Source organism: Parachitinimonas caeni, assembly GCF_030129945.1.
Taxonomy (GTDB): domain Bacteria; phylum Pseudomonadota; class Gammaproteobacteria; order Burkholderiales; family Chitinimonadaceae; genus Parachitinimonas; species Parachitinimonas caeni.
Window position 1 is genome coordinate 101,164 of record NZ_JARRAF010000017.1, and the last position, 6,672, is coordinate 107,835.

Consider the following 6,672-nt stretch of genomic DNA (forward strand, 5'->3'; position numbering starts at 1 on the left):
GTCATCATTGCAAAGTGACTTTGCAAATCCTTTTATCGTTATAAAATGCAAAATGGTATAGGTGGTACGGGCCCTGTTTTCCCGAATCGGCGTCCGAGATAAACCGGTACCTATTTTTTTGGGGGGGAGTGCGGATTATGGATGAAAGCATCAGGCCGTCTCCCTTAAAGCTGAATCGATTTTTTCTATTATTTTCTTTTTCCGTGTTGAGGGTTTGCGATGACTTTGCTCCCGCCTGAAAAGGCGAGCACAGATCGAGCGTGCGCAATATTCGCGAATCTGGGAGTTGCCGCTTAAATACCGATTACAGAACATGTGGATCAGACTATCGAGCAGCCCAAAACTCAGATCGCTGTCAGCCGGATGGATCTGCGATAGCGCCCGCCAGAAATTCTCATAGGCTGGCTTATGCCGGTTAAGCAACTGGCGGGCTTGCTCCAGTAGAGGACTGACGGGCTGATTTTGGTGAAAGTCCCACAATGTAGGGTTGATCTGGCGGAACAAATCCCCGGCTTCGATTTCTCGGCGACTTACACGGCCTACTCGGTTATGGGTGCGACTGTGTTTGGCTAGATAGCGATCTTGTGTTGCCTGCTCAGGCAGGTATTGCTGAATGGCGTGGTGAATGCGGCTTGCGGCGACGACCATCTGTTGATCGGGTGTCAGCTCCAGAGTCAGCAATTCTTGGGCCAGCTGGCTTTCATTGCAGAAATGTTGTTCACAGAGCTCCAGGCTGTCAGCCCCGCCATAACGCTCAATTTCCGGCCAGTAGGTCGCATACTGCATATCGCTGACCAGCCCGGCTTCCAGCATCGGACACAGCGTGATATGCAGGGTCTGCATCAACATTGGCAGCCAATCAGCCTGCGTTAGCCTGAAACGGATGCGCAGGTGGAAGTCCGGGTCGCGGTATCGGATGAAAAACCATGAAAGATCAGGCACGGCATGGCGTTGTGCCCAAGCGGGCAGCGTCGCGACGATCTTGCCCAGAACTTCGTTAGCGAGTGATTCACCGCAGTAGACTTTCAGATACAGCCAGTCCGAGCCTGGTGCTTTGAAGCGGGGTAAGGTTGCGGTGGTGAGAGCCTGACGGAATGTCTGGTTGTGCTGCCCCCATGCTCTGCCGGTTGTTTGGTGCAGCATGGGAATAACAATTTCATGCGCACAGGGTTCATCGCCCAGTCGCGAGTCGTAGGCAAAGTCACTGGGAAATAACTCAAGCAGATCGTAGCTGCGTCCACTGCGCAGCTCATCAACAAAAGCCTCAATACTGGCAGGACTCTTCAGATCGACGGTCAGCCAGTGATCGGATACTTCAAGTATGAAATGGCGAGGCAGCTGACGACGTTGTGCCAACAAAGGCATCACGGTTTCAAGCGTTCCTGCTTTCTGCGCCTGCTTCAACTCTCGCGTTTCTTCACCAAACAGATGCCAGCGCGCCAAAGCTAAAACCGTGTTGCGGTAGGTGATGCGCGGGCAATGCCCGTGCAGGCGAGCATGATCCACCCAGGGTTTGTGGACGTGGACATCCCCTTGGCTGGCGAGACTGGCAAGAAATTTATAGAGCTTGAATTTGTCGGTCGAGACGTTGTGCGCACAGTCAAGTCGAGGTACGACTTCCTTGTCCAGAGTGCGCGAGAACAGCACCACTCGCTCGTTGATGACGGCCAGCCACAGATCATCGAGTGCAATGGCTGTGCCTTGTCCATCGGTGTGGTCGGCAAACGGCGAGATGGAAAACTCCCGCAAGGTGGGGCGACTGATGAAGTTGGCAAAACGAGGCTGGGGCACATGCCTGAGTTCGGCCAGAATTGCGCCATCGTACTGTGCCTGTTCGTGGGCCAGCATGGCTTGCAGCCGCTGGTGCAGCGTGGCATCGGCAGCGGTGAAACGGCCGACGACGGTTGCAGGGTTATTGCTGCCGCACGACTTGAGCAGAATGCGTGGTGGGCTGCCGGGGGCGTCGGGCGCTTGTTCGAGCACCACCAATGCATGTAGCGCCCCCTGAATCTTTTCGGCAGGAATGGCGGAAAAGCGCTCAAGGTCGGAATCGCTCAGAGCGATTCCGACGCCCTGTTCCGACGGTGAGGGCTGGCGGTCTCGCCACCAGCTCTCGAATTGCTGTTTGCGGTCGTTGGCCAGATGGCTGTCAGGGCTGGTGGCGATAAACAGACTGCGTCCCAGCCCGATTTCTTCATCTATCGCTTGCAGCAAGGGGACCGCCCGCCGCTCATAACGCTTGCTGAATGCTTCGCGGAAGCTGCGCAAAGGGTCGGATGGAACGCCGAAGCGGGTAAGCAAAACCCCGGCTGCTGCCTGGACTTCCTCGACCACGGCAAATGAAATTTCGCAGCGATCGGCTGTCGGCGTGCTGATGATGTTCAGGATCTTGGAGGCATCCTTGCTTAGCCCCTGATCCAGCACGGATGAGACAAGCTGTCGATAAATATCCAGGCTGCTGGTCTGTGCGGCAGCTTGCCGGTCTGCCTGCACCAGCCACGCATCAATTTGTGTTCTCTGTGCAGTGCTGTCTGGGTGGCTGGTGGGGCTCCAGAGGCTGTGGGTCAGAGGGGGTTGGGTCAGGCGGGGTTCGGTATCTGCCAGCAGCAGTTGGTTGTGGATCAATTCGCTGATGAAATCAGCGGCCTCGTCGGTTTCGATTTCTGCATCAAGTTCACGTAACCCTGCGATGAGGGCGGGCGGATATCCTGGCTGTTGTCGGCAGACATTCAGAACGTATTGCAGGTAAAGGCTGTCATCAACCTGACTTTTGATGTACGAAAATTTCCCGCCATGCAGCTGGCGTTCGATGTACTGCACCGTATCGTTGACCTTCAAGGCTGTTGGATTGGCATGTAGCCGGGTCCGGGTAGCCTCAATTTGCTGGCTGGTCTGGCATTGCTGATAAGCGATCTCGAAGTCAGCGCGTGAAAAACGCGGGTTGAAAGCCTGCTGTGCAATCTGAATCTGGTTCGCTGAACCGATTTCGCCGAGCGTGCCGCCCGCAAACAGGCCGAATGGCGTGGTGCGCAAGGTGAGCCGGGCCAGAATATTGGTGAGTGTCCGACCTTCTTTTACGCCCAGCTCGGCGCCCTCGTCCAGAAATCCTGAAATCGATTCATACAGTGTTGGCGAGTAAGTGAACAATGCTTCCCGCACTTTAGGCTGCGAAAAAATCTGGCGCAGATGCTCGGTGTGCTCGCACGCATCGCTACCGATGGTGGTATAGGCGCTCACGGGTAGCAGAGGCGTGCGGACGAAAATGAAATCGCTGACGAATTTAGCTTGCATAAAGCATGTGGTATCCACCCAGGCCTAGGCTCTGTTGACGTTTTGTTTCCGGTCGCGCCGGGCCGAGTTTTGGGGCAGGGCTAGGCAGGGTGAGCGTGGTTTAGCGAGCTAAATAAGCGAATCCTAACGACGCCATGCCCCAAAAATCGACCCGGCCCGGAGGGTTTCGCCGGATTTGGGCCTGCTGCGGTGTTAAAAATCGCTTGCTTAGCCCACTAAGCGGCGCGCTTTTCGCCTTGCATCAGGTCCAAATCCGACGAAACGCGATCCGAAAACAAAACGTCAACAGAGCCTAGCTCAATTAACATTTTTAGCCGGCTAAACCGCAGTCACTCTGGCGTGCGTGGGGGTTAAGGCTTCAGCCCCTTGGCGTCCACGGCTTATTCCTTGCGGGGGTCGCCCTGAGCTAACACTCGACCCGGTGCGACGGTAGACCTGATGTCAACAGAGCCTGGACAGGCAGAATGTATCGGGCATCCTTAATTAAAACATTTTGTCTGATTGCAAATTGTTGATCAATTGTCCGTTGGGTCAGGTTTTCAACAGAGGATGAGTCGTTGGTGGGGTAGGAGAAATATAAGAAATTATTAAATTTTTCATGCAATAACAGCGCTATTCATGAATTTATAGTGCGATGAATGTTGTTCATGCAGTTTGGTGGTTATTCTACGAAGAGAGAAGGGCCGGTCGGTAAAGCGTCAGACTTTACGGTGGACCCGGAACGAGGCAGGAAGCGCGCAAGCGCTTGGTGCTGGCGGGAATTGATGGGGAGATGGGGGTAGGAAGCTGCAGAGAGCAGCCCCGGCATTGGCGCCGGGGCGATGAGGTCAGCGGCGGCGCAGGCTGTTGACGACGCTGGAGAAGTCGGCCCCGCCGTGGCCGGCGGCGCTGTGCATGGCATAAAGGTTACGTGCCGCTGCACCCAGCGGGGTTGGAGCGCGGGTGGCGAGCGCGGCTTCGAGCGCCAGGCCCAGATCCTTCAACATCAGATCGCTGCCGAACCCCCCTTCGTAATTGCGGCTGGCTGGAACATTGTCCATGACGCCTGGCCACGGGTTGTATTTTTCCAGGCTCCAGTTGCCACCAGAGCTGACGCGCATGATGTCGGACAGCACCTTGGGGTCGAGCCCATGCGCCACACCCAGATTCAGCGCCTCGGCGGTGCCGATCATATGAATCGCCAGCAGCATGTTGTTGCAGATCTTCGCTACCTGGCCGGCACCGCTATCGCCTGCGTGGAAAATATTCTTGCCCATCTTGTCGAGAACCGGGCGGGCGCGTTCGAGGTCGCTGGCGCTGCCGCCAACGATAAAGGTCAGCGTGCCGGCTGCGGCGCCTGCCGTACCGCCGGAAACCGGGGCATCCAGCATGGCCACGCCACGCGCCTGGGCGGCCTTGGCCACCTTGCGGGCGCTGTCCGGGGCGATGGTCGAGCATTCCAGAATCAGACTGCCGGGGCGGATGTGCTCTACCAGTGCGGTTTCGCCCAGATAGAGCGATTCAACGTGCTGGCTGGCCGGGAGCATCGAGATGACGACTTCGGCTTGAGCAACGGCGGTGCGGGCATCTGTGGCGGCGGTGGCGCCAAGTGCGACGGCGGCTTGCACCGAAGCGGGGACCAGATCGAACACTGTCAGGCTGTGCCCGGCTTTGATCAGATTGGCTGCCATGGGGCCGCCCATATGGCCCAGACCGATAAACGCGATTTGCATGTTGTCTCCTTGTGGGATGTTTTGAGTCGCGCCCTTGGCGCGGGTAGCGCGATCAGGGCTGGCGGGAGTCTCGCCCTCTGCGCGGCATGATGCAAGGGGCTACTTCGATTTATCTGCCTTGTCCGCCTTGTCCGCCTTGTCCAGTTTGTCCTTGCCGGTGGTCGGGGCATCAGTTCGGGGGGCGTCGTCATCGCCCGCTACTGCTTCGGCCACTTTCACCACCGCCTTGCCCGTACCGACGGCCACCTTGGTGGCAACCTGTACGCCAGTAACGGTGACATCCACTGCCGCACTGGCAACGGTCGCACCCAGGCTGACCACGGCACAGCCGCTGCAAAGCACACAGGCGGATAGCACCGCAAACAGGGTTTTATTCATGGTCATTCCTGTGGGTTGTTTTGCTGTACTTCGGTTTGGGCAACGGCGGGCGGAAAGGTCAGTACCACTTTACCCAGATTCCGATTGGCTTCGAGATGGGTATGGGCAGCGGCAGCAGCGGTCCAGTCGAAGGTGCGATCCAGCGTTAGCCGCAATTCGCCACGCAGAATGCCAGGCAGAATCTGCTCGCGGAGTGCTGCAGTTAGCCGTGCCTTCACCGCCAGGGGCTGACTGCGCAGAGTAGACCCCTGCAGGCGCAGCCGTTTAACCAGAACCAGGCCGAGGTTGAGGCTGGCACTGCTGCCCCCCATCAGCCCGATGTTGATCAGCCTGCCATCGGGTCGCAAGGCAGCCAGATTGCGGTCGAGATAATCGGCGCCGATGCAGTCAAGAATCAGATCGACACCCCCTGCCGCTTTGACCGCGCCGGCAAAGTCCTGCTGGGTGTAGTCGATGGCCAGATCGGCCCCCAGCTCACGGCAGTGGGCGCACTTGGCTTCACTACCGGCCGTGGCGAAGATGGTTGCACCAAGCCGGCGTGCCAGCTGGATCGCCGCCGAGCCAACCCCGCTGGCGCCGGCATGAATCAAGACTGCCTGCCCGGCCCGCAGCTCGCCATGCTCGACCAGATTGAACCAGGCAGTCATCCAGGCCTCCGGCAGGCTGGCGGCTTCAGCCCAGCTCAGCGCGTCGGGCTTGCGCAGGGCAAGATCGGCATCCAGCAGCACGTATTCGGCGTAGGCGCCGCCAGCAACCAGGCCGAACACCGGATCGCCGGGCGCGAAACCAGTTACGTCAGTGCCAATCGCGACCACCTCGCCTGCAGTTTCCAAACCGAGGATGGGTGAGGCGCCCGCCGGCGCTGGATAACGCCCTTCGCGCTGCACAATGTCGGCCCGATTGACGCCGGCGGCGTGGCTGCGTATCAGCAACTGGCTGGCGCCGACGGTCGGCATCTCAATCCGGCCGAGTTGCAGGGTCGAGGCATTGCCGGGCGCGGTCTGGATTATTGCTTGCATGATAGGCTCTGTTGACATTTTATTTCCGGATCGCGTTTTGTCGGATTTGGGCCTGATGCAAGGCGAAAAGCGCGCCGCTTAGTGGACTAAGCAAGCGTTTTTTAACACCGCAGCAGGCCCAAATCCGGCGAAACCCACCGGGCCGGGTCGATTTTTGGGGCATGGCGTCGTTAGGGTTCGTTTATTTAGCTCGCTAAACCGCACTCACCCTGCCTCGCCCTGCCCCAAAACTCGGCCCGGCGCGACCGGAAACAAAACGTCAACAGAGCCTA

The 6,672-nt window shown here is 58.1% G+C and carries 4 protein-coding genes; all 4 read right to left on the bottom strand.

Annotated features, from left to right (window positions below; genetic code table 11):
• Positions 1–150: 150 nt before the first annotated feature.
• Positions 151–3,291, bottom strand: a complete 3,141-nt coding sequence (locus tag PZA18_RS14790; protein WP_284101632.1) for a lantibiotic dehydratase — start codon at positions 3,289–3,291, stop codon at positions 151–153.
• Positions 3,292–4,118: 827 nt separating this feature from the next.
• Positions 4,119–5,003, bottom strand: coding sequence for a 3-hydroxyisobutyrate dehydrogenase (gene mmsB / locus PZA18_RS14795; RefSeq protein ID WP_284101633.1), 885 nt, complete (start codon positions 5,001–5,003; stop codon positions 4,119–4,121).
• Between the two features lie 99 nt (positions 5,004–5,102).
• Positions 5,103–5,381: a hypothetical protein gene (locus tag PZA18_RS14800; protein ID WP_284101634.1), complete on the bottom strand. Its 279-nt coding sequence runs from the start codon at positions 5,379–5,381 to the stop codon at positions 5,103–5,105.
• Positions 5,382–5,383: 2 nt separating this feature from the next.
• Positions 5,384–6,400 (bottom strand): NAD(P)H-quinone oxidoreductase, encoded by a 1,017-nt coding sequence (locus tag PZA18_RS14805; protein WP_284101635.1) that lies wholly within the window; start codon positions 6,398–6,400, stop codon positions 5,384–5,386.
• Positions 6,401–6,672 lie beyond the last annotated feature (272 nt).